The sequence below is a fragment of the Aliterella atlantica CENA595 genome, from assembly GCF_000952155.1.
GTDB lineage: Bacteria > Cyanobacteriota > Cyanobacteriia > Cyanobacteriales > Chroococcidiopsidaceae > Aliterella > Aliterella atlantica.
In genome coordinates this window covers 22682-46608 of the sequence record NZ_JYON01000014.1, presented here as the reverse complement: position 1 = coordinate 46608, position 23927 = coordinate 22682, and the positions used below count along the sequence as shown (strand labels likewise).

At 40.5% G+C, this 23927-nt stretch carries 21 protein-coding genes; 5 read left to right on the top strand and 16 right to left on the bottom strand.

The features are described from left to right. The first annotated feature begins 102 nt into the window (after positions 1–102). Entirely contained in the window at positions 103–1128 is a 1026-nt protein-coding gene (locus UH38_RS14020) for an acetamidase/formamidase family protein (protein ID WP_235355252.1), read from the top strand. Positions 1129–1169: 41 nt separating this feature from the next. On the opposite strand, the gene UH38_RS14015 is transcribed toward UH38_RS14020, so the two are convergent. Next, positions 1170–1403 carry a DUF1816 domain-containing protein gene (locus tag UH38_RS14015; RefSeq protein ID WP_045055290.1) on the bottom strand — a complete coding sequence of 78 codons (234 nt, stop codon included), beginning with the start codon at positions 1401–1403 and terminating at the stop codon, positions 1170–1172. Positions 1404–1695: 292 nt separating this feature from the next. On the opposite strand from UH38_RS14015, the gene xth reads away from it, so the two are divergent. After that, the gene (xth, locus tag UH38_RS14010) at positions 1696–2472 is read left to right on the top strand and encodes an exodeoxyribonuclease III (RefSeq protein ID WP_045055289.1); all 777 of its coding nucleotides are present in this window, start codon (positions 1696–1698) and stop codon (positions 2470–2472) included. Between the two features lie 661 nt (positions 2473–3133). Next, a complete protein-coding gene (locus UH38_RS14005) occupies positions 3134–4510 on the top strand; it encodes a DUF4832 domain-containing protein (protein WP_160295964.1) in 1377 nt (458 codons plus the stop codon). A gap of 163 nt (positions 4511–4673) precedes the next feature. Here UH38_RS14005 and UH38_RS14000 read toward each other — a convergent pair whose 3' ends face one another. From UH38_RS14000 to ebsA, 15 genes are all read right to left on the bottom strand, one after another. Further along, the gene (locus UH38_RS14000) at positions 4674–5549 is read right to left on the bottom strand and encodes a hypothetical protein (RefSeq protein WP_144405684.1); all 876 of its coding nucleotides are present in this window, start codon (positions 5547–5549) and stop codon (positions 4674–4676) included. Then, positions 5519–6436: a glycosyltransferase family 2 protein gene (locus UH38_RS13995; protein WP_045055286.1), complete on the bottom strand. Its 918-nt coding sequence runs from the start codon at positions 6434–6436 to the stop codon at positions 5519–5521. Before UH38_RS13995 ends, UH38_RS14000 begins: the two co-directional genes overlap by 31 nt. A 118-nt stretch (positions 6437–6554) precedes the next feature. Continuing rightward, entirely contained in the window at positions 6555–7832 is a 1278-nt protein-coding gene (locus tag UH38_RS13990; RefSeq protein ID WP_045055285.1) for a lipopolysaccharide biosynthesis protein, read from the bottom strand. Positions 7833–7840: 8 nt separating this feature from the next. After that, positions 7841–9259, bottom strand: coding sequence for a glycosyltransferase family 4 protein (locus UH38_RS13985; protein ID WP_052672387.1), 1419 nt, complete (start codon positions 9257–9259; stop codon positions 7841–7843). Further along, positions 9256–10236, bottom strand: a complete 981-nt coding sequence (locus tag UH38_RS13980; protein WP_045055284.1) for a glycosyltransferase family 2 protein — start codon at positions 10234–10236, stop codon at positions 9256–9258. Before UH38_RS13980 ends, UH38_RS13985 begins: the two co-directional genes overlap by 4 nt. A 92-nt stretch (positions 10237–10328) precedes the next feature. Further along, on the bottom strand, positions 10329–11291 hold the full coding sequence (locus tag UH38_RS13975) for a glycosyltransferase family 2 protein (protein ID WP_045055283.1): 963 nt from the start codon (positions 11289–11291) through the stop codon (positions 10329–10331). 121 nt (positions 11292–11412) lie between these two features. Further along, positions 11413–12720 (bottom strand): O-antigen ligase family protein, encoded by a 1308-nt coding sequence (locus tag UH38_RS13970; protein ID WP_052672386.1) that lies wholly within the window; start codon positions 12718–12720, stop codon positions 11413–11415. 91 nt (positions 12721–12811) lie between these two features. Beyond that, positions 12812–14887, bottom strand: a complete 2076-nt coding sequence (locus tag UH38_RS13965) for a GumC family protein (protein ID WP_160295963.1) — start codon at positions 14885–14887, stop codon at positions 12812–12814. 236 nt (positions 14888–15123) lie between these two features. Continuing rightward, positions 15124–16287 carry a glycosyltransferase family 4 protein gene (locus tag UH38_RS13960; RefSeq protein ID WP_045055281.1) on the bottom strand — a complete coding sequence of 388 codons (1164 nt, stop codon included), beginning with the start codon at positions 16285–16287 and terminating at the stop codon, positions 15124–15126. A 38-nt stretch (positions 16288–16325) separates the two neighbouring features. Further along, entirely contained in the window at positions 16326–17537 is a 1212-nt protein-coding gene (locus tag UH38_RS13955) for a glycosyltransferase family 4 protein (RefSeq protein ID WP_045055280.1), read from the bottom strand. A 584-nt stretch (positions 17538–18121) separates the two neighbouring features. Further along, positions 18122–18613, bottom strand: coding sequence for a YajQ family cyclic di-GMP-binding protein (locus UH38_RS13950; protein ID WP_045055279.1), 492 nt, complete (start codon positions 18611–18613; stop codon positions 18122–18124). Positions 18614–18642: 29 nt separating this feature from the next. Beyond that, positions 18643–19074 carry an MAPEG family protein gene (locus UH38_RS13945; RefSeq protein ID WP_045055278.1) on the bottom strand — a complete coding sequence of 144 codons (432 nt, stop codon included), beginning with the start codon at positions 19072–19074 and terminating at the stop codon, positions 18643–18645. A gap of 2 nt (positions 19075–19076) precedes the next feature. Continuing rightward, complete coding sequence (locus UH38_RS13940; protein ID WP_045055277.1) at positions 19077–19580, bottom strand: hypothetical protein; 504 nt, start codon at positions 19578–19580, stop codon at positions 19077–19079. A 60-nt stretch (positions 19581–19640) separates the two neighbouring features. After that, the gene (locus tag UH38_RS13935; RefSeq protein ID WP_045055276.1) at positions 19641–20726 is read right to left on the bottom strand and encodes a phosphotransacetylase family protein; all 1086 of its coding nucleotides are present in this window, start codon (positions 20724–20726) and stop codon (positions 19641–19643) included. Positions 20727–20889: 163 nt separating this feature from the next. Further along, the gene (gene ebsA / locus UH38_RS13930; RefSeq protein ID WP_045055275.1) at positions 20890–21264 is read right to left on the bottom strand and encodes a type IV pilus biogenesis protein EbsA; all 375 of its coding nucleotides are present in this window, start codon (positions 21262–21264) and stop codon (positions 20890–20892) included. A 304-nt stretch (positions 21265–21568) separates the two neighbouring features. On the opposite strand from ebsA, the gene UH38_RS13925 reads away from it, so the two are divergent. Next, positions 21569–22543, top strand: a complete 975-nt coding sequence (locus UH38_RS13925) for a radical SAM protein (RefSeq protein WP_045055274.1) — start codon at positions 21569–21571, stop codon at positions 22541–22543. Continuing rightward, the gene (locus tag UH38_RS13920; RefSeq protein WP_045055273.1) at positions 22497–23918 is read left to right on the top strand and encodes a glycosyltransferase; all 1422 of its coding nucleotides are present in this window, start codon (positions 22497–22499) and stop codon (positions 23916–23918) included. The genes UH38_RS13925 and UH38_RS13920 overlap by 47 nt, the downstream gene beginning before the upstream one ends. The last annotated feature ends 9 nt before the right edge of the window (positions 23919–23927 follow it).

The window sequence follows — 23927 nt, the reverse complement described above, 5'->3', positions numbered from 1 at the left end:
AACAAATTGCTAGTAAGTGTAGGAACAATCCTAATAATAAGTAGTTTATTTGGCACATTTTGGCTTTTGCCTGGAAAAGCGGCGAGTAGAACCTATCAAATCGTGTCAACGCCCCAAAACACAATCTGGGGAGAGTTATTTAAACCTAATAGCCGCCCGATCGCTAAAGTTAAGTCAGGCGATCGCCTTGTCATGCAGACAGTTTCCCATGAAGGAATTTTACCCGATCAAGGAGATACAGCTACCTTTTTTGACAATGGAGGCATTCCGCAAAATTCTAAAAGCCGCATTTCCCCAAATCAAATTCTCAGCGATCAACTAACAGTTAAAGCTAAAGTCAAAAAGACTGGTCCTGGTCCTCATGTAATTACAGGTCCTATCTACGTAGAAGGTGCAGAACCAGGAGATGTACTAGAAATCAAGACAATTGCGATCGCTTACCGTTCGCCTTATGGGGTAATTTCTAATCGCCATAGTAGAGGTGCGCTTCCTGGTGAGTATCCGTTAAATAATGCGCCAATTTACTCTAAAGTTATTGCCATAGATGCTAAACGCGAAGTTGGAGTATTTCAACCCCAGAACAATTTACCTGCTATAGAAATCCCGCTTAGACCATTTATGGGATTGATGGGAGTAGTCCCCGCCGATGTCGCTGAGGCTGCAAATTCAATACCTCCAGGACTTTATGGAGGCAATGTAGATATCCAACTATTAGGTCGTGGTTCTAGCCTCTACGTCCCCGTACAAGTACCAGGGGCGCTATTTTATGCAGGCGATCCACACTGTGCCCAAGGTAACGGAGAAGTGGCGCTGACGGCGATTGAATGCTCTTTAACTCCGACTTTTGAGTTAGTAGTCCACAAGAATATGAAGCTAACTGCACCAATGGGCGAAACTAAAGACGCTTGGATTGCAGTGGGTTTAGATAAAGACTTGGATGAAGCGATGAAGAAGTCTGTGCGCGAATACCTGCAAATTGCTGATGAAAAATATGGTATGACCAAGCAAGATGCTTTAATGCTTGGTAGCGCTGCAATTGATTTTGATGTATCCCAAGTAGTAGATATTGTTAAAGGAATTCACGGCACAATTCCCAAACAAATGTTCCGATCGCTCGAAAAAACTTAAAGCAAACAATAATACCATGCGATCGCTGCTACCCTAAATAACTATTCTTCGCACTTAGTTAATACTTCTGGGTTGCAGCGTTTAATTACGACTACGATTCCTTGTGCGCCTTCGCCATCAAGGTCTTCAACATAGCCTGGATATGCCTCTTTCGCTTCTGCTGAAGTGTCAAAAGGTCCAAAGTAATACACGCAACTGGGCTTAACTGTTGTAATTTCTGCCCACCAAGGTGCATTCAGTTTTTGCATGAAGCCTACAATTAACCGTTTAATCATCTAGGTAGTGTTTGCATAAAAGGTAGCAGAAAAAGCTATATTACCAAACTAAGTATTGAATTACAATAATTATTTTGTGTTGATTGTCAGTGAGGTATTTGTCGAACCGCACAAGACGCGAAGTAAAGAGGAGAAGAGGAGTTTGGGTAAGTTTTGGGCGATCGCTATGCTTTAAAATAAGCTTGATAGTGCTAAATTTGTGTAGATTAGTCGAGCCAGTTAGATATATTTATTAGATAATAAAATTGGATTTAATTGCTCTATTTATAATAAATATAAGTATCATCAACTCATGAAAGTTGCTACTTGGAATGTAAACTCAGTTCGGACTCGTCAAGACCAAGTAGTAAATTGGTTGAGAGAAAATAAGGTTGATATATTGTGTTTGCAAGAGACTAAAGTAGTAGATGATAATTTTCCGCGATCGCCTTTTGCAGAGTTAGGATATCATATTTATGTGTCAGGGCAAAAGTCTTATAATGGCGTGGCAATTATCAGCACTGAACCTTTAGAAGATGTTAACACTGGATTTGCGCCGCTGATAGGTACGAGCGATTTAGACGAACAAAAAAGGGTAATTAGTGGCACTATTAATGATGTAAGAATTGTTAATGTTTATATTCCTAACGGCTCATCTGTAGGTAGTGATAAATATACTTATAAATTGCGTTGGTTGACTGCCTTACAAGAGTATTTGCGCTTGCTGTTATACGAAACATCTAATATTTGTATTTGCGGGGATTTTAATATCGCCCCAGATGACCGAGATTTACACGCGCCAGCTTTACTTACAGGTCAAATTATGGCATCAGATTTAGAGCGTCAAGCAATAGCCGCAATTGTCAATTTAGGTTTTGCTGATGCCTTTCGCAAATTTACAACTGAAGGCGGACATTATAGTTGGTGGGATTATCGTTCTGCGGCTTTTGGGCGAAATTTGGGCTGGCGTATAGATCATCATTACTTAACATCTGACTTGTACGCCCAAGCAATTAGCTGCACCATTGATGTTGCACCCCGAAAACTACCCCAGCCTAGCGATCATACACCAGTAATCGTTGAATTTTGAGTGACAGAGCTAGAAAAAGCTCTAATCATCGCTTATAGAAGTCTAATATCGCGCAGCAAAGCCAATTGCACGCATATCTAAGTATTACTAATTGCAAATACTACTATTTGCAATAAATACGTACGTGCTTTTACTTGTACGGCATGGTTTAAATAACTTTTATTTTTGCCAATACCGTACATTCACTTTAGTAACTTCACACCCATGTCTACGTATCAGTGAAAACTCTATTATACGTAAATCAGTAGAATCTCCCTTGGATGTTCGTTAAATTTTAAATTACCTTTATTTAAAAGCTTGGTTGATAAAGTTTGCAGAAAGTACCTATAATGCGCTCCTTTCTGCCGTTATTTACAACCTTCATATATTGAATAAACCTTTGTGCTAGAGGTGATAGGACAGATAAATTTTTCTGTTACAAATAGCACCATCAGTTTGAATTTAATCAACAAAAAATACCTAGTGTTAGCTCACTAGCAAAGCATCTTCCTGCAGTGGGGAGGTTCGCTTTGCGCTGAGAGCAAATCGAGGATCTTATATGGAAATTTATTTGAAAAATTATCGGCTCAAGAGTTATAGGTCATTAGCAAAACCATTAAAATCGTTATGTTGCTTTCTTTTGACCTTTGTAGTTATTTTGTGTACAGCAATACCTAAAAATTTGGCAGCAACTCGTTCGCTCGATTTGACCGGAATGTGGAACGCCGAGAAAGTTTTAAAAAATCCTCATAAAGGCTGGTATCACCACTACTATGACAATGGCATTTGGGGGTACAAGACAAAGGCTGATTCGGACTTAGATAGTTTTCCTGGCATGAACCATCTCTATTTAAGATTAGCGTGGAGCTATCTTGAACCTCAAGAAGAAAAATTTAATTGGGCGCTGATAGATGATGTCATCAATAAGTGGACGGCAAAAGGATATTCAATTTCATTTTGTATCACCGCTAAAGAGACAGGTATTAGCTTTGCTACTCCTGAGTGGGTAAAAAATGCAGGAGCAAAAGGAGCATATTATCCTATTTGGGGAGTTAATGCTTGGGAACCGGACTACGGCGATCCGATATTCCTTGCCAAGCTAGAGAATTTTCATCGAGCTTTTGCGGCACGCTATGATGGTAAACCTTGGCTTGAGTACGTTCACATTGGCAGCTATGGCGACTGGGGAGAAGGTCACACTTCATTTTCCTCTCAGAAATCTTTTCCTGTTGATGTATTGAAGAAGCATATAGACATTCATAAGAAGTATTATCCCAAAAGCACTTTGGCGATCGCAGATGGATGGGTAAACGATCGCAGGGACGATCTAGGAAACCTGTTAAAGGACTACATTTTGCAAAACGACATTACTTTCAAAGACGATAGCGTGAATGTAGATTATTACGTCAATGCATACTCTTCAACCTATTCAGTACAAAGCCCCGATCTATTCGATCGCGTATATAGTAGCAAACCAGCAATTCTAGAACTGCAACACTATGGTATGCAGAAGCAAGAGAACAATTGGATCGGTGCTAATGGTTCAGTTAAAGGTGGAACTTTATTGCAGGGAGCTATAGATGTTAGCCATGCTACTTTTGTAGGTTATCACGGCTATGCAAATGAGTGGTTGCAAGATAACCCTACTTTAGCAGCTAAACTTGCAAACAAAATGGGCTACTGGTATTTTCTCAAAAGTGCTGCACTGCCTACAAGTATTACTAGGGGAAATAATACAACTTTTAAATTGAAGTGGGAAAATCATGGAGTAGCGCCTGCTTACCACAGCTATAAATTGAAATTGGCACTAAAGGGAACTAACGGTACTTATACACAATATCTCACAGAGTCTAACAATAAGTGTTGGCTGCCAGGAACTACTACAGAAGAAACTTATACTGTAAACGTGCCGCGATCGCTAGTAGCTGGCAAGTATAACGTCACTATTGCCCTGGTAGAAGAAAAGAATAATACTACAATACCGATTGAACTGGCACTACAAGATCGCATCAAAGGCAGCGATAACTTCTATAAGATTGCATCTATTGATGTTAAGTAGTGACCAAATTAATTCGTAATTCGTAATTCGTAATTCGTAATTAAACTAATGGAGAAACCAAAAATGCGTAATTACGAATTGCCGCTTTGCGGCTTGACCAGATATTAGTATTAATTAGTCAATGCAGTTTAAAGTAGGGGCAAGCGATCGCAGATCCTTGCCTCTATTGAATTGGTGGCGGATGGCGGCGAATAGCTGTAGGTGAAAGAGTAGTCATATTAAAAGCTTGCCACTGGTTCTTGACATACTTAAATTTGCCAATACCTATGTCAGCGTTTGTTTTGCCATTGTCCCATTTAGCCGTCAAATTGAGCCAATAGTCGCCACCCATACTGAGCAAATAACGAGCTTGAGCGCGATCGTCTGGTTTTTGTGGATTGTCTACCACTAGCCTTGCCTGGACTGTTGTAAATACGCCCTTGATATTATCGCCGTCAATAGTAGCTTTGCTGCAAGCACACCAAAAATGATAGTTGTATCCTTTGTCAACTTTGACTGAAATGCTGCCATCCTGCTCGCGCCGGACATTAGCAGGTATGCTAATATCGCCAGCAAAGTCTTCTCGATATGCATTCCCATCTACTTGTTTTGAGCTTTGCAAAAGATGCCATTTGTTGTCGCGCTTGCTCAGTACGTACGATTTAATATCTCTAATTTGGATACGAGTATTAGTAGCCGCATTTCCTGTAGCAGCTACGTAAACTTGTCCCCAAGCAGTCATTGCTGCAAACTTTCCTGGGTTATTTCCCATGCCTACACGAGGACCAAATGCCCAGTTATAGTGTCTGGGAACGCCATGCGGCGCTCCTTCGTGGGGGGGCTGCATATCATTAGCGATCGTTTGCGTTGAATTGACGCGCGGATTCTGGAGGAGATCTCCATAACTAGATAGCTCGTTGAGCGCGATCGCATCCTTTTGTTTAGCTGTTTGTGCGGGACGACAACTAACCAATACAACAAGTAGTGACAAGATAGGTAGTTTTTGCACTCTTATATCGCCGCCAGGAGTCATAATATACGTAGTTGTATTTTGAGCCACTTTTTGATTAACCATCTAATCAAAATTTGGGCATAATCTTCTAATAAAATTTGTGGGTGCAAACAAATTGCCTGCCATAATTTCTGCCTAGCTCGATTGATTCCTATAAGGTCATTGCTATGCTTTAAATATTGTTGCGTGCAATACTCGTAAATCCAAGCTAAACTTTGCTTTTTGAGATATTGGTACTCTGGGGGCGCAGCTTGATATGCTTTTTCAATTAATTTTAAGGCTTCTCTCTCCACTAACTCAACTTTAGATGTCATTGTATTTGCCGACTGACGATAGAGAATCTGATGCTTAGGCACGACAACAAATTGCCAACAAGCTGCTAAACGTATATAAAATTCCCAGTCTTCACACGCTTGCATTGTAGGATCGAATCCTCCTACAGACTCAATAGCTTTTCTCCGCACCAGAATGTTAGAGCCATTAGCAACAAAATTACTCACCAACAACTGAGTGTAAACATTACCTGTAAAAAATACAGGTTTGTATGGTATTAAAGTATCTTCTCGCCCATCTATAAAATAATAATTCCAGCTATAAGCGACTCCAGCTTCAGAATGCTGTTGCAAAACACCTAATTGCATCTCCAACTTATCGGATATCCATAAATCGTCAGCATCAAGAAAAGCAATAAACTCTCCTACAGTGTGAGAGATACCGCGATTGCGGGCTACTGAGGCTTCGTCATGCCTATAGGAAAAAACCTTCATGCGCTCATCTTTAATGCTTTGAAGTAGCTTTAAAGTTCGATCTGTGGAGCCATTATTAATTACAATTATTTCTAGATCTAAAAATGTTTGTTTTTGTACCGATTCAATAGTTTTTAAAATAGTGCGTTCGGCGTTATAAGCAGGAATTACAACAGATATTGTCGGCATATAAATAAATTAGAATTGATTAAGTTTTACAAATACTTAACGAATCTAGTATTTAATTGTCACAACCCCTTACTTCGGTAGCTTTATTTAACAATCTGCATTTCTATATTTATACTTATTACATATTGCGCTCAAAATCAGTTTCTAAATACTTATTGAATACATAGCGATGAATCCACATTGTAAAAGCAGGCATTAATATTAAGTTGTAAAGTAAGACAGTTGCAGCAACCCAAATTATACCTTTACTTACTACTGCTAATATAACAATTGCAAACCCTACAGTGAAAATGACATTTATTTGGAGATTAATCTTAGTCTTATCTATAGCATTGAGGAGAAGAGAAGATGCCCATGCATAGATACGCGGGATAACTGACAGACAAATCATGATTAAAATAGGAACTGCTGGTGTCCACTTATTTCCAAAGACAATTGGTACATATAATGGTGCTAAAAGCGATTGGAGCAAAATAATCGGGACTGCAACTAAAGTTACTTTTTTGAGGCTGCTAAAGTATCTTTGTTTAAATTGTTTATAGTCTCCTCTAACAGCACAAATGTAAGGAAATAGAGCGGACATAAATGTATTAATGACATTATTGGTAATACCGTAGCCAGCATTGAAAGCGAAATAATAGACTCCCAAAGCTTCAATGCCCAAAAATCTGCCAATTATTAAATAATCCAAGTTCATTCTTAGTTTATCTAATAGATCGACACCAAGCATATTTTTGCCATAATTAGCGATCGCTTGCCAGTTTTGCATTGTAAAAGATTTAGGCGGTCGCCAAGATTGATTGCGCCAAGTAATAATAATCCATACAGGAGTTGTCAAAACCATAGCCCAAACTATAGCCCATACTCCGAAGCCTAAAAGAGCTAAACCAACAATAATAATATTGCTAGATATTGACTGCGCTGCATTGCACATTGCGGTAACTTTTAACCTGTTCTCTCGTTGAATTAAGGCATCATGAACTAAAAACAACGGAAACATTAAGTAAGTGACAGCAGCAACGCATAGAGGCAAAATGAGTTGCCGATTATTATAAAATTGAGCAATTGGAAAAGCAGCGATACACTGAATGATAAAAATTGTGCTGCACATAATCCAATTTAGCCAGTAGGATGTATCGCAGATAGTCTTGACATCTTGTTCGTCAGCTTGAACGACTTTAGCACCAATGCCACCTCTTAACGTAAAAACGGTGGCAAAATCAAAAACGGTGTAGACAATAGCCATTAACCCGTATTCTTGGGAGTCGAACATCCGCGCTATGGTTACTGTTGTTCCCAAGCGAAAGATTCGATTTACTAGCTCTGCTGCTCCTAGCCAACCAACGTTACGAATAAATTGCCCAGATAATGTTTGCTTGACGCGATCGATTAGCATTGGAGCGGTTAATTGTTTCTATACGAGCGTGATAAAAAGACATTGCTTAGTTGTTTGCCGATCGCTTCTAGGGAAAAGCTACTAAGGACGCGATCGCGCGATCGCTTGCCTAACTGTTGACTCCACGCCGGATCGTCTAAAACTCGACCTAGTGCTGATGCTAGTGCTGAGGTATTGTTACGCGGTACAACTATGCCACCATGCGCCTCACCTGCTGAGAAAATATCAGGAATACCAGGAGCATCAGCAGCGACTACAGGTAAACTGCAAGCCATCGCCTCAAGTGGCGCAACCGGAAAGCCTTCTTGGCGAGATGGCAGAGTATAAACATCAGCCGCCGATAGATATTGCCCGATAATACGGCGATCGCTGACAAATTCGTTTAACCATTGCACGCCCTTAAGCTGTTTATCGCTAATACACTGACGCAAGCGCTCGGCATCGCTACCTGTGCCTACTAATAATAGGCGTAATTCTTCATTTGGGCGATCGCTGCAAATCTGCTGCCAAGCTGCTAGTAAAATATCTAATCCTTTGCGCTCTATCTCTACTCTTCCATGCCAAGCAACGACTTTGGCAGTAAGTGGAATATTTAGGGCTGCTCGTGCTTGAGCGCGATCGCTAGTTTGCCATGTAGCAATATCCAGTGGATTAAAAATACGAGCTATCTTATGAGACGGTACTTGATAACGAGTTTGCACCCGTTGCACCTCAGTTTGCGTGGCAATAATTACACCCGTACATAAACGAAACGATAAATATCGTAGAGGAACTTCTAGAAAGCTCTCAGTTTTAGTGCCACCTTGGAAAGAGGCAAATACTGGTAAACCGAGCGATCGCCCCATAAGTACGCAAGCATCAAAACGTGCGTACTCATATTCTTGACACAAGATCGCCTGACAGTTTTCGCGCCGTAGTTCGCTAGCTAATAGCCCTAATGGTGTTGATAGGTAAGTTCCCACACTCTTAGCCATATCTTTGACGTTTGTGAGCAGAGAACGGCGCCAGCGATTTTTATCTTGAATATTTGTAAAAGATGGAGCATCACTACCGCCATAAACGCTCAGTGACTTGCTCCGCACAGCGCGGTAGGCATGATAAATCTTGAGTGGAGGCAGTACGCAAATTGTAGCGCCAGTAGGCTGATGGATGAAGCGTGATGGTTGCTCGACACGGGCTGAAATACAAAATAATACTGTCTCGATCCCGACTTGTTTTAAGGCATCGATGTAGCCGAACATCCAGCTACCAACAAATTCTTTGCAGTAAGTCTCAAAGGAAATATTGATGCTATCCAAAAAGTCATCTATTAAGTCATAACAATGCAACAAAGCAATTTTCGGTGGACTATTACGAGCATCGGCAAGTCTAGGTTGGGACTCAATATTACTGTATTGCGCTTGCTTTAAAGTGTTTGTTTTGTTCATAGTTTAAGCCCTGAATTGCTAGCAGCAGGTTGTCTAATTTTTTGCATTAAGTATTGGCTGACTTGCTTGGGAAATACTCGTTGCAACAATAACTTGAGTATTAGTTTTTGCGTTACTTTATCTAATAAAGTTTGCGGTTGGATGCTAATTGCCGATCGCAAGTGCTGTTGAGCTTGATTAATACCGTCAAAATCGGGGCGGTGTTGGAGATAAAGACTTGCACAATACTTATGAAAATTAGTCATCGTCAAGCTTTTGAGATGTTGTAAATTGGGTGGAGCAGCTTGATACGCTTTGTCTATCGACATTAAAGCTGCTGCTTTCATAATCTCAACTTTAGATGACATTGAATTAGGAGAGCGACGATAATAAATTTGATGCTTAGGCACGACAACAAAATGCCAACGAGTTGCTAGTCGCAGCCAATAGTCCCAGTCTTCGCAAGATTTGAGTGTAGGATCGAATTCTCCTACCGTATCAATCGCTTGTTTAAGAATTAAAGTATTTGAACCGCTATGAATAAAATCACTAATTAACAGATTTTCGTAAACGTTCCCTGCAAAAGCATAGGGATTAGATGGGTGAAGAGATGTAACTTTTCCCTGCTCATCTACATCCATAAAATAAGTCCAGCTATAAGCAACACCTGCTTGTGGATTATTATTAAAGGCTAATAGTTGTAATTCCAGCTTATCAGGTGTCCATAAATCATCTGCATCAAGCAAGGCGATATATTCTCCGTTGGCTTTGGATATACCGCGATTGCGAGCCATTGATAGTCCGCTGTTTTCATAGGAGAAAACTTTTATGCGCTCATCTTCAATACTTGCAACTATTTCTAACGTTTTATCTTTGGAGCCATCATTAATAATAATTATTTCCCAATCTGGAAATGTCTGTTGCCGGACAGTTTCTATAGTTTCTCGAATAGTTTTTTCAGCATTGTAGGCAGGAATAATTACAGAAACTTTAGGCATATGCAAAGACTAACAGCAAAGAACGTAATTTAGGGATGAACAGCTTTAATACGCAAGGGCGAGTAGCTTACTTATCAATAGCAATTCATTGTTCAAAACCCGCTAACAATGCGTCGGCGGAGAGTATAAGCTAGTTCTAAAAACTGTTTGTAACCCTCTACACCTAGCCACTGCATAACTGCGATCGCTAGGCTCAAACGAAAATACTCTTTAGAAAGACGTAGCCGAGGATAGTAGGCGATCGCTTGCTGGAGAAAATGATTTGCTTGCTTGTAATCTCTACTTGCGCTTTGTAACGGCTTCCAAGCTAAACATAAATAAGCAGCACCATAGCTGCGTCGCTTTAAATAGAGTAGCTCGGACGGCGCTGCAGCAAAATTTTTTTCAATTACCATCTGGAAACCCTGTTCCATTGATTCCCAGTTTCTAGAGCCACTTGTAGGAATTTGCCGATAGTAGACGAGAGGCTCCTTCAGCACTTTGAATGCATAACGAGAGGCAATCCGCAGCCACATATCCCAATCTTCAACAGCAGAGCGTAAATCGCCATCAAACACTCCTACTGTCTCAAAGCAAGAGCGACGAACCATAGCCGTACTACCACACTCAACTATGTTGCGTTGAGTAAGTTGAGTCCAAACATTACCTTCTGCATGATTTTCAAATATTCTGCCTGTAAATGTGCCTTGTTCGTCAATCAAAGCTACCCATGTGTACACCAGACCAACTTCGGCATTTTCGTCTAGTACAGCCACCTGCTGGGCTAGCTTCGTTGGGGTCCAAAGGTCATCTGCATCTAAAAATGCTATGTAATCTCCTTGAGCATGAGCTAACCCAGTATTTCTAGCTCCCGCCGCGCCGCAGTTTTCTTGGGAAATAAGTTTGAATCTAGGATCTATAACTTGACTAGCCCAGTGTTCAATGCCATCAGAGCTACCATCATTAACAACAATTACTTCAAAATCACTAAAAGTTTGTCTGACGACACTCTCCCAAGTTTCGGGAATATACTTCAACACATTGTAAGCAGGAATAATTATAGAAACTTTGGGCATATTTAATTTAAAAACCTCTCGATTTGAATGTCATTGTAATTGTAAGTGTCTACTAATTTTTTAAAATACTTATGAGTTTTGTTGACTATATACAATTGGTTTTCTTTTAGCTTAATGACTATTAAACTAACGAGCTTAAAGCTTTGTTTTCTACTTCCTGCTGGAAAAAGTTCTTAGAGGTTGTCAAAGAAACAAAATTTTGCAGTGACAAAGTTATTGATACATATAAAATCCAAAATATATCCTCTCGCATTAGCAAAGGCTCAGATAGGTTAGATTGGAGCAGTAAAAGTAAGTAAGCTAGGGGCATTATACCGTCTGCTGACTTATTAAGACGTAAATATTTAATTGCTTGCAAGCAGACTTTTATGTAACTAAAAACAAATAAAAATAATCCCACAAATCCTAGATCGAGGACTATTTCTAAGAAACCATTATGAGCATGAGCAGGCTGAATAAATTTATTAACAGTTGGAGACCACAATTCTATAGTTCCATCTGCTACACCTAACCAAAATACGTGATATCCATAACCGAGCCAAGGGCGTTCCCAAATTTTATTGATGACAGCAGCCCAAATATCTGTACGACCAGTAAAAGTGATATCTTTCCCCAAACTACTCAAAATAACTGTAGCATTGTCAAGAAACCAAGCACCAGCACCTCCAGATATCAATATCACAGCAATAAAAAAGGGTATAGCCACACTGTAATTCCATCGCAACGCTTTATACAGAGGGGTAAGGACGAGAAAAGTTAGCAGTAAAACTAAAGAGGTTTTTGAGGTTGAAAGTAGAATTAGAGCAACAGATAAGCTAAACCCAATCCAAGCAATCCAACGTTGGCGATCGCTATTACCTAAGTAGAAAATTATTGCACTTAAGACCATAACTAGCCCAAAAATATTTTTATGTGCATAAAGTCCTCGCCAAGCTCCTACATGACGCGCATCTTCTGCCAGCATGAGCATACTACCTGTCACTCCATAGTGCGGCAATAATAAAGCAACTACTATGCTAAATAGCACTGCTATACCGAATACCCACATCAACAACCGCATCTGTTCTTTCAATCCATAGCAAGCCGCAAAATAAATGCTAAATAAAGTTACCTTAATAAAAGGTATGACACCGCTACCAGGTCCAATATCGTAAGATAAAGTCACGGGCAATGGCATTTGAGACCATAGGACTGATGCTAAAGCAAGTCCTACTAAAATCCACAATACTTTTTCTTTGATAACGAAAGCTGCTATCGTCTTCCAGCGAGCAATTATTAAGAAAATAGTAATTATTTGAATGCTATAAGCTGCAACTTGAACTATTAGATAATAAGGATTTGTAGGAGCTATAAAATAAGACCCTGCTCCTGAAAAAAATAGAAGTGAGAAGACAACAAATATTTCCTCAATTAATTTTTGTTTGCACATAATTTCAGCTTCTCAGACTTCTCAAGTTTTCATATTTATCAAATTGCCTAGTTTTTTATCTGTTTAACTAGGTATTACTTGTTACACAAATCTAGTTTAAACTGATGTTGCTTTGACGATCTTGAGAATCTTTTAGAGTATATCTGTCTAAATAATGAATAGAGTTTTTATGTTCGTTTTTTTGCACTACACCATTGATTATTAACCCTAATAAATTCAATCTTGAATTGTGCAAAGCTTCCTTGGCTCTATAAGCACTATCAACATCAATTACACCTGGTCTAGTTACTAATACAACACCATCTGCCATTTCACTTAGCACTAAAGCATCAGCAGTATAAATAATAGAAGGCGTGTCAATAATTACAAACTTATAGTTACTAGAAAACTCACTAATTAAAGCAGCCATTTGAGCGGAATTAAGCAGTGCTAATGGATTGGGAGGGACAACGCCAGAACACAAAACATCTAAGTTCGGTGTTATTGCTTTGACTGCTACTTTATATCCATATTGTCCCACGATCGCATTGCTCAAACCAATTTCATTTGTTAAATCCCATGCAGTATGCAAAGATGGAAAGCGCATATCTGCATCCACTAACAAAACTCGACTTCCTGCTTTAGCCATTGCTGCTGCTAAATTAGCCGCAACCGTAGATTTTCCTTCGTTATGAACAGCGCTAGCTATAACAATAACTTTTAGACTTTGTTCTAAACTGCGAAATTTTAAATTAGTTTGGATATTTTTGTAGAATTCATTATCTTGAACGTCAATTCTCGTAGCAGCTTGTTCTACATTTTGCAGTTGAGAGTTGTATTTACTAAGATTCCCGAAATAAGGGATCACCCCTAACAATGTACAGCCAAATATGTCTTGTGTTTCTTTAACCTTGGTACTAGATTTATCCACCAACTCAAGAATAAAAATAGTGAAAATTGCCAGTAAAATACCAGCTATTCCTCCTCCGCCTAAAATCACAAGTTTTTTGGTAGAATCTGACGGGCTTCGAGGAATTGCAGCAGCCTCAATAATCCGAGCGTTACCTATATTTTGATTTTGTGTAACTTGCACTTCTTGCAACTTTTGCAGAAGAGTCTGATAGGTAGATTGGGCTACTTCTAGTTTTCGCTGTAGCTGTCGCTGTTCTTTATCTAATTTAGGTAGGTTAGTGGCTCTTTGCTGATAATTAGTTTTGGCGTTTTCAAGTGCAGCTAAACGGCTAGATAAACTCAAAGATTTAGCTTGTGCTTTAACAAGTTCTTCAAGTAGATTTTGTTGCGGTTCCTCAAATTGAAAGTTTTCCTGGGCTACTACATTTTGCTGCTTTACAACTGCTTCTACGCGAGTTTTTAATAGCTCTTTTAATGCTGTTTCTTGCCTTTTAAGATTAATTATACTTGGATGATTATCACTCAAACGGGTTGCTTGGATTGCTAACTCGCTTTGTACCTGCTGATATTTTTTGAGAATATCTTGTACTCCTGCCGACTGGCTAAGAGCGCTTCTAGCTAAGGCATCCTGCACGCTCATACCTAGTTGACTTTGAATTTGTTTCTGGAATACTTGGTAGTAGTTGTTAGCTTCAGCAAGTTCTGCCTGAGTTTGAGTAATCTGTTGTTCAATATTTTTAATAATCTCTACTGTTGAAGTTGCTTCCTGGTTTAAATCTACAATTTGATTGAGTTCTTTAAATTTACGTAATTCTGCTTCTGCACGCTCAACAGCAACATCTGCTATTGGTAACTGAGCAGAAATAAACTTACGAGCAGCGATCGCTTGCGAACGATTGTTATCAATGTTGTTATTGATATATATGCTCATCAGATGATTTACAATCTCTGCAGATTCTTGGGGATTTTTGCCTGTATAAGAAACCTGCAGAACGTCTGCTCCAGGTACATTTATTATCTGAAGTTGCTTCTGAATTTCTGTTTCCGCTCTAGCGTTACCTTGTTCGTCTTTTAGATTCAGTTGCCTAATAGTTTCTTGGATCAAAGGAGTTGAAAGCAGAATTTCTGTTTCTGTTTTTAAAGGATTCCCCTCTGAAGTTAAAGGAGTGAAAGTAGAAATATTCTCCCTTGGGGACTGTATTCCAGTCAATGAAGGCGTAGCATCTAGCTTGAGCAAGAGCTTTCCTTGGGCTGTATAAGAAGGGGGCTTAGTCAAAACTCCCAAACCTATAATGACAGAAGTGACTCCAAAAACACCTAAAGCAGGCTTCCAGCGACGTTTTATTATTGAAAAGACCTTGGAAAAATTTATCTCTTCAGGTTCTCTAGAATCTACCGTTATTACAGGTTTTAAATACTTCATAAAGTAGCAGATAAGGAGTTTAGCACTTGAGCGATTCTTGTTTGCTGCAATAGCTGATGTTGACTAAGTGCTGCCAAGATTAGTTTCGATTAAAAAGTTTTTCTTTCTTGGGCAAGCAATTTTTTAGATCTACCGTAGAGAGCTTGATACAAGTTGATGTTTTCATCAGTGATTTTGTCCCAATTATAGTTGAGGTTAACATACTGCTTTGCTATTTGCGCCTTATCTTGCATTTGTTGAAGATGACTAATTGCCCAGTCGAGTTGCTCGATACAAGAATCTAAGTCTCCAGATTGAAATAGTACCCCACGTCTTTCATCGATAAGTTGCTGATGGGGAGGAATGTTACTAGCTACAACTGGAATACCTTCTCGCATTGCTTCCAACATCGATAATGGCAAGCCTTCTACATCCGATGGCAATACAAACAATCCTGCTCCTCGGACAATTTCTGCCAAGCGAGCGCCCCGCAATTCGCCTGCTAATACTACGTTTGGATCGTTAGAAATCGCCTCTAATAGCTGGGAAACATAAAGCTCGGTATCGCTAACTCCACCAGCTAGCACAAGTTTCCACCCCTGCGGTTTAAGTTTTTGGAAAGCTTCAATCAGCAAGTCAGGGCGTTTTTCTGGTACTAATCTGCCTAGAAATAATAAGTAGCGATTTTGCTCTAAATTCAGAGAAGTACCAAAAGCAAAATTAGCGTCTGAATTAGGGTAGCTTGCAGGCGCGTTGGGAATATAGACTGCTTGCCGTTCGTAAGTACGGAAAAAGTAGGAACGGAGTTCTTCGGAAACTACAATTATTCCATCTGCATAGCGGGCGGCGGTGCTCTCTCCCAGCTTGATCAAACGGCTGGAAAGATTACCCCACTTTGCCCGTTGCCAATCTAAACCTTGACAGGTAACAACAACTTTTGCTGATGAAGCAATTTTAGGCAAACAGCTAAACAAAGCCGGACCTAAAGCGTGAAAATGAATTATGTCGTAGTTTGCAGCGATAGCAGAAATTGCCCCTACTGCCGAACTGCTAAAGGCATCTACTCCTCTCCAACCTACACAAGGTAGAGAAATTACCCTTACCCCTTCATAATCATATTCTTGCTTCCAGGCAAAATCAGTGTAAGACGATCGCGCAAACAAGTCTACAGAATGTCCTTGGGCAACCATCCGGGGGTAAACTTCAGCACAGTAGTGTTCAATGCCACCTTGTTTTGGAGGTAATCCTTTAGCACCAATTACAGCAATTTTCATGGAAACTATGCCTCGCTTAAATACATTTACGTTTGAGATTAGGTAGATGCGATTTGCTTCTCCCATCGGTACAACATCTCGCTATAGACTTCACCAATTACATTGCCAGCAATGTAAGGTTGGGCTGCACGCACGCAAGCTTGAGTTGAATATTTTTCTGGGTGTTGCGTTACTTGACGCACTGCAGACGCGATCGCGTTAGGAGTACGTTCAGGGCAAACAACACCACAATCGCTATGTAGTAGTTTCGGTGTTTCACCGCAGTCAGTTGTTACTACTGGGGTTCCACAGGCAAGTGCTTCCAAAACCACTAAAGGTAAGCCTTCATAAGCACTACTGAGAACAAACACGCTAGCAATTTGATGTAGCTGGGCAAGTTCAGCTTGAATGACTGGTCCCAACATTGTTACTCTTGGAGACAGCCCTAGTCGTTCGATCTCAGAACGCACTTGCAGCGCTAATTCTCCTTCACCAGCAATCAGTAGATGCAATTTTTTTAGATCGGTTAATTCGGCAATAGCTCTGACTAAAAGTATCGGATCTTTTTGCGGATGCAAACGACCCGCAAATAGCACGAACTCAGTATCTTCAGGAAGTTCTAACTTTTGGATTAGAGCCGCCTTTTTCGCTTGCCTTTCTGCTAGCGGCAGTTGATAAAAAATTTGGTTATCTACTGTGTTTTTTATGAAAGAAACGCGATCGGCAATTGCTGGATATCTCTGCTGATAAAGTTTTACAGATTCCGAGTTGCAGGAAACTATGCGCTCAAATTGCTTTACTAACAAACTTTCCAACAAAAAATATGCTTGAGGAAACCGTCGCCAAAGAATAGCGTTTGCATCTTCTTTAGACTGCATTTGTTGGTGAATATCGTTATGAATAAACAATGTTTTATCTCCCGACCAGTTCAGCGTTGCTAAAGTGTGTTCGAGGCGATGAAAATGCATAAAATCAGAAGCCAAAGACTGACCGAGAAGTGCTGCCGTGTACTTTAAGGTAGTAGGAACTAAACTTCTAACATTATCATTTTCCAGGTTGAAAAGAGGCATAAACTGTACTTTTCTACCTGCTAGTTCGGCTTCTTGCCATTGTTTTTTCTGCTCGTTATGCTTGTCACTTGTGCCAACAACCCTTACGTCAAATTCATCAGGAGCATACTTAATAAAGTTGTTGATTATTGTTTGAATTCCGCCGATAGTAGATTGCCAAGGATTAAATTGATAAAAAATTGTTAATACAGGCTTACGCATCAATACAGATATCTTTGCTGAGGTTGTAAAAATTCAAGCAAGCTCAGGAAGAATCTTTGATTTCTCTCTAAGTCGATTCAATAAGTTAAATCAACGAATACTAAAAATACAGAAGAATTCGACACAAAATTTACTATTTATTTGTTTAAAAATAAACTTACAACAATTTTGTTAAAAAATAAAGTATTAAATGATGCTTTTGTATACTTATTTATTTTTGTTTTAAATTATACTAAATATATCTAGCATACTAGGTGTATGCAGAATATGCACGATCGCTACGATTGTAGATGTACAGTTTCACTAGACCTAAACTAATCTGCTAGTGACCTTAAAGGCATAATTAAAAATCACAGCTAAGGTAAATTGTAAGTATTGGTAAGTAGTAAAAAATACAATTTCACAATGTCAACTATATCTGGCATTATTGCTTTGATACTCATATATATTATATATATATGATTTTAATCTTTAAGAAGAATATTTAATCTGCCCAGAATGCTTGTTCTATTACTGCAATAGAATTAAGCGATGAAAATATTTATTTGCCTAAACAAATTAAATTTTTATTAATTAAGAGTTAATCAACGATAGTTGGTAAACTGTAAAGCAACAGGTAAATCTTCCTGTTTTAAGCGTTGAATTACTGTCTGTAAATCGTCTTTGTCCTTACTAGAGACGCGCACAACATCCCCTTGAATTGAGGGTTGAACCTTTTTAAATTCATCTCTAATTAGCTTGCTAATTTGTTTAGCTATCTCTTGGCTAATGCCTTTTTTAAGCTTAATTTCTTGACGGACGCGATTACCGCTAGCTGATTCTACTTTACCGTAATCAAAAATCTTGAGCGAGAGATTGCGTTTAGCGGCTTTTTGCTGCAAGATTGAGTGGACGGCATCTAAAGTAAATTCACTGTCAGTATTGATGGCGATCGCTTCGTTAGCCAACTCTACAGTTGTTTGTGTATCTTTAAGGTCGTAGCGGCTTTTAATCTCTCGAACAGTTTGATCGATAGCGTTAACCAATTCTTGCTGGTCAAAGTCGCTGACAATGTCGAAGGAATAGTTAGAAGCCATGAGCAAAAAAGTATTATTACAAAGCGTTTTTAGGGTAGTAAGGCGCTATTGGCTGACAAAATGCTCGAAACAAACAAAATGCCAGAACAAACGCTACCGATACCAAACATCAAACTGCGCCCTAACGGTATGTTAGCAATATAAAAAACAGAGTACAGCAGCCTCGCGATAACAAAAGCGATCGCACTAGCTATAGCTAACTGAGAATTTTGCCCTGTAATATAAGCCATCAGTGCCGCTGCGGCAAAAATGGGAAATGCTTCAAACGAATTTTGATGCGCCCAAGTAGCGCGTTGGGCGTAAGGCGGCAGCTTGTCAAACAAAGCGCGGGGCGCTGCAATATCGTAACCGACTTGCAATCGCCCGTAAAATACTGCTAAGTAAGGCACGTAAATTAATACTGCCGCAATCGCAATACTGACCAAAAATATTGTCGGTGCTGTGAGTTGAGGTATCGTCATGCTTAATCGAAGTAAAACAAAGTTACTACTTTGCGTTGATCTTCTGCTTCAGTGCAAGTTTGCAGTAACGTGCGGCTGTCGTGAAACGCAAAGCAGATTAATTGCTGACAACGAGAGACAATTTCCTGATTGCACAAAGAACTTGCTTCTGCTAGCGACAGTTGATCGTTACCAGGATTTTCGACTAAGTGCATCACTTGCTCTAATTGCTGGCGAGATTCTTGAGGTTGACGCGCCAAGCTTTGGGGCAAAATTACTGTAAGCAAATTGGGATCGGCACGCATAGCGCCGCGAATAGCAGCAGAATTAGTACCTGTTGCTCCAGAAGTGAGCAACCGATTTCCCGATAAAACTAAGGCATAACTCATCATTTCGATTAGGTGCTGATGAGTAAGAGGGACATGGCGCGAACCAAGCAAAGCAATCCGCTTGGAACCTGTCTGTTGGATTGTGGCTAGTTCTTGCGCTAATGTATCAATTTTGGGTAAGTCTATTGACTGGCTCAAAGACGCGATCGCAGTAAAACAACCCAGTTATTTTAGCAGACAGAGTAGCTAATCGTTTAATTATGGTAAAGCTACGGCTGGACTTAAACCAAGTTGAGTCAGCAAACGGTCAGTATCAAAATGCGCTTGCATTAATTGACGGATGCAATCTACTTTAATTGGTTCGTGCAGGCGGACTTGTCCAAAAGTGCGATCGATGATTTCTACTGTAGAGAGAGTATCGAGATCTACCGACAAAATGGGAATTTCTAATTCTTCAGCTTTATTGAGAATAAATGCAGGCGGGGGCAACTGTCCGGTGAGAATTAGGCATTGAGTAGAGCTTTCTAAAGCTGCTAGCTGAATTTCCACGCGATCGCCTCCTGTGACTACAGCCATGTTGCGGCGCTTGCGAAAATACTTGAGGGCTGAGTTTACGTTCATTGCGCCAATTGCTAGGCTTTCTACCATCAAATCAGTGCGATCGCTGCGGCAAAGTATTTCGGCTTGCAATTGGTTGACAAGTTCGGCGACGCTGACGCTACGCAGTAAAGCATTTTTAGGGAGCATTCCCAAAACGGGAATCTGTTGCTGCTCTAAAAACGGGCGCAGCGAAGAATTTACAGTTTCTAGTTCTTGGCTAGGGATATCATTGAGCAATACGCCAATTAAGCGATCGCCTAAGCGTTGTTTTGCTGATAGCAATGGCTCAATTGACAAAACTGATTTGTAGCGGGCTACCAATAGCACTGCTGCATCCACTGCTTGAGCTACTTGCATCAAACTGAGATCGAATAAATTGCCTTCTTCTAGGGTTCCAGGACCTTCTAGCAAGACTAAATCGCCGCTATTTTGCAAGTATTCGATTGCGCCTTGGTTGTAGTTGGTGAGATCTTCGCCGCTCAAGCGTTTCTGTACGCTAGCTTCATTTAAATGCAGTAAAGTTGGGAGCAGCCGATTTGCTGGCAAATTCAGCATTTGAGTTACAAATTGGACATCTGCTTCTAAAGCTTCAGCTTGACCGTCATAATAACTACCCAAAGGCTTCCCGTAGGCAATATCAATTCCTTTTGCTTGAAGCTGACTAGACAAGCCTAGTACAGTAGCAGACTTACCGCTATTAGCTTCTGTAGATCCAATTAGCAAACACTTGGCGAATTTTGGCACGCGATCGCTCCTAACTTCAACTATACGAAAGAAGAGACTCTCGATTTAGATGTCCTTCGACTTTCCGATCATTTTAAGACGATCTCGATTTCTGCGAATAACAATTATATTGCAGGATTATGTGTAAATTATCCTGCATTCTCAATGGTTCACTGGTTTAGCTTCAATCATCTTTACGTAAAAGCTTGCGGTAGAAGCCTTTGGGGAAGTCGGTAGTACGACCGATTTGAAAATTGACAATGACATCGATCAAGAAGTCTACCAACACAGAACTTGCCATCATAATTTCATAACTTAGCTCTGCATTGCCATCAAACTGCATCCGACAGCGAATTAAGTCAGCAGGTAGGGTAGAGACGTTCCAAGTAGCAACAAAGGGAATATTATCGCCAGCTTCAATTTTGCGTTGTCCCTCTAATACTCCTTTTTTGTATAAGCTGATAGCTAATGGTAAGGTATTGCGCTTGTTGCCTTGAAAGTAAGGCATATACACTCGCACATCTTGGGGGTTAGCAGGTTGTAGTTGTTCGATAGACATAAAATTTAAATATTCCTATAATCATTTGCTGTTTTTCGTCTCCAGTCTTCTAGATGGTTGCTCTTGGCAACTTGAGAACAGGAAACGCTAATCGTAATATTCCCAAGAACTAGCCTATTCTTAGCATAGGAAAATCTTAATTTTCTCCAACCTGCCCTGTGAGACGTAGCACTGCTACGTCTCTACATCTCTCCCTTGTCCTCATTCCCCATTAATTAAATTTCTCTTCTCAATGCAAGAACCACCGACTCAGGGTTTATGCTGATTGAAGATGACCATATCGAAATTCTGGTGAGCAAATCCTATGGCTCCACTGGTTGCCAATTATTACTTGACTTATCGCTGTAATGCTCGCTGTCATTTTTGCAACATTTGGGCATTAGAGCCGCAAAACGAAGCTGATTTTGCCACAATTAGGGAAAATTTAGTTGATTTACGCCGTTTAGGAGTAAATTATGTAGATTTTACTGGTGGCGAACCGTTACTCAGAGCGGATGTTGGTCAAATTTACCAAGAAGCGAAAAAGCTTGGTTTTATGACTAGCATGACGACAAATACAATTTTGTATCCCAAAAAAGCTAAGGAAATTCAGGGGTTAGTAGACTTTTTGAACTTTTCCTTAGATGGTGGGGATGCTGAAACTCACGATCGCTCGCGGGGAGTAAGAATATTTGACAATTTGGTAGAGTCTGTGGCGATCGCTCAATCTTTGGGCGAATACCCAGTTCTCAACCATACTGTTACGGCTCAAAATTACGAGCGTATTGACGAAGTAGGCGAATTAGGAATGCGCTTAGGCGTGCGCGTGTGGCTAAATCCAGCATTTACGGCGCACGATAACTACAATTCCCAAAAAAATCCTACTCCTGAGATGGTTGCCGCAATCCAATCTAGTGCAAAGAAGTACAAGAATGTCGGGTACAATAAAGCTGCATTGGCTTTTATTGAAGCTGGAGGCAACGACACCAAAAATCCCCGCTGCAAGGCGGTGGAGGCGGTAATTGCGATTTCTCCCGATAACCAGCTACTATTACCCTGCTATCACTTTGCTCAAACTGGCGTACCTATTGACGGTAAGCTATATGACCTTTACCGCGAATCGGAAGAGGTGGAAAAGTATCGCAAATCTCAGGGTAAACTGTCAGTCTGCGAAGGCTGTACGGTGTGGTGTTACTTGATCCCTAGCTTCTCTATGGGCGTAGACAAATACTGGTGGTTGAATACGGTAACTTATGCCGGCGAATTCCTGGCACGAAAACGATTCTTACAACGAGCTTGATGCGCTGGGTTCGTTACTGTCTGAATTATCCGAGCAAGACTCAGACGAAATTGCTGACGCAACGCCAGTGTTAGAGACAGCTTTAACATCTGGTTACAAAGGACGCAGGCGCAAAGCGGCTGTGGTATTAACGATGGTATGGGGCGGCACGATCGCCCTACATTTGGTATCTTGGGGGGCTTGGCTTGTTCTGGGCATGACTACAGTTTTTGGTATTCATGCCTTACGCCTAGTCTTGACGCGCCCCCACAGCGCACCAGAACCATTGTCAGATGCAATGGCAACTTGTCCTTATGTCTCGTTGGTAGTAGCAGCAAAAAATGAAGAAGCAGTTATTGGCAAATTGGTAGAGATGCTTTGTCAAATAGATTATCCCAGCCATAAATATGAGGTGTGGGTAATCGACGATAATAGCACTGATAAGACACCGATTTTGTTGAATACTCTAGCAAAGCAATATAACCATCTCAAAGTGTTGCGCCGCGCTGATGGAGCTACTGGCGGCAAATCAGGAGCGCTTAATGATGTATTGCCGCTAACTAAGGGCGAATTTATTGCCGTATTCGATGCCGATGCTCAAGTATCGCCAGATTTACTGCGGCAGGTATTGCCCTTGTTTGATAGGGAAGAAGTAGGCGCAGTACAGATGCGAAAAGCGATCGCAAATGCCAATACCAATTTTTGGACTAGCGGACAAATGGCAGAAATGGCGCTCGATAGTTATATGCAGCAACAGCGCATTGCTAGCGGTGGGTTGGGCGATTTGCGGGGAAACGGTCAATTTGTGCGGCGAGAAGCCTTAGAGCGTTGCGGAGGCTGGAATGAAGAGACAATTACTGACGATCTAGACCTAGCTTTGCGCTTGCATTTAGATCGCTGGGATATTGAATCTCTTAGTTTTCCGCCAGTACAAGAAGAAGGCGTAACCAATGCGATCGCTTTATGGCATCAGCGCAATCGTTGGGCAGAAGGGCAATCGCAGCGCTATTTAGACTATTGGCGGCTGATTACTCGCAATCGGATGGGAACGGCTAAAACGTTTGATTTAGCTATGTTTTTGCTAATTCAGCAAGTTGTCCCGCTCGCCGCAGTCCCAGATTTGATGATGGCTGTAGCCCGCAACCGAGCGCCAATTCTCGCACCGATGACAGCGCTAACGCTTACTTTGTCTGTGTTGTCAATGTTTATGGGTTTAAAGAGGGAACGCAAAAACGAGCAAATTAGCTTGGCTGCCTATTTTGTAATTTTGCTCCAAACTCTACGCGGCACGATTTATATGCTGCATTGGCTAGTTGTAATGATCGCTGCTACAACCAGAATGTCGGTAAGACCAAAGCGTTTGAAATGGGTGAAAACGGTGCATCAGGGGAAGTAAATAATTCGT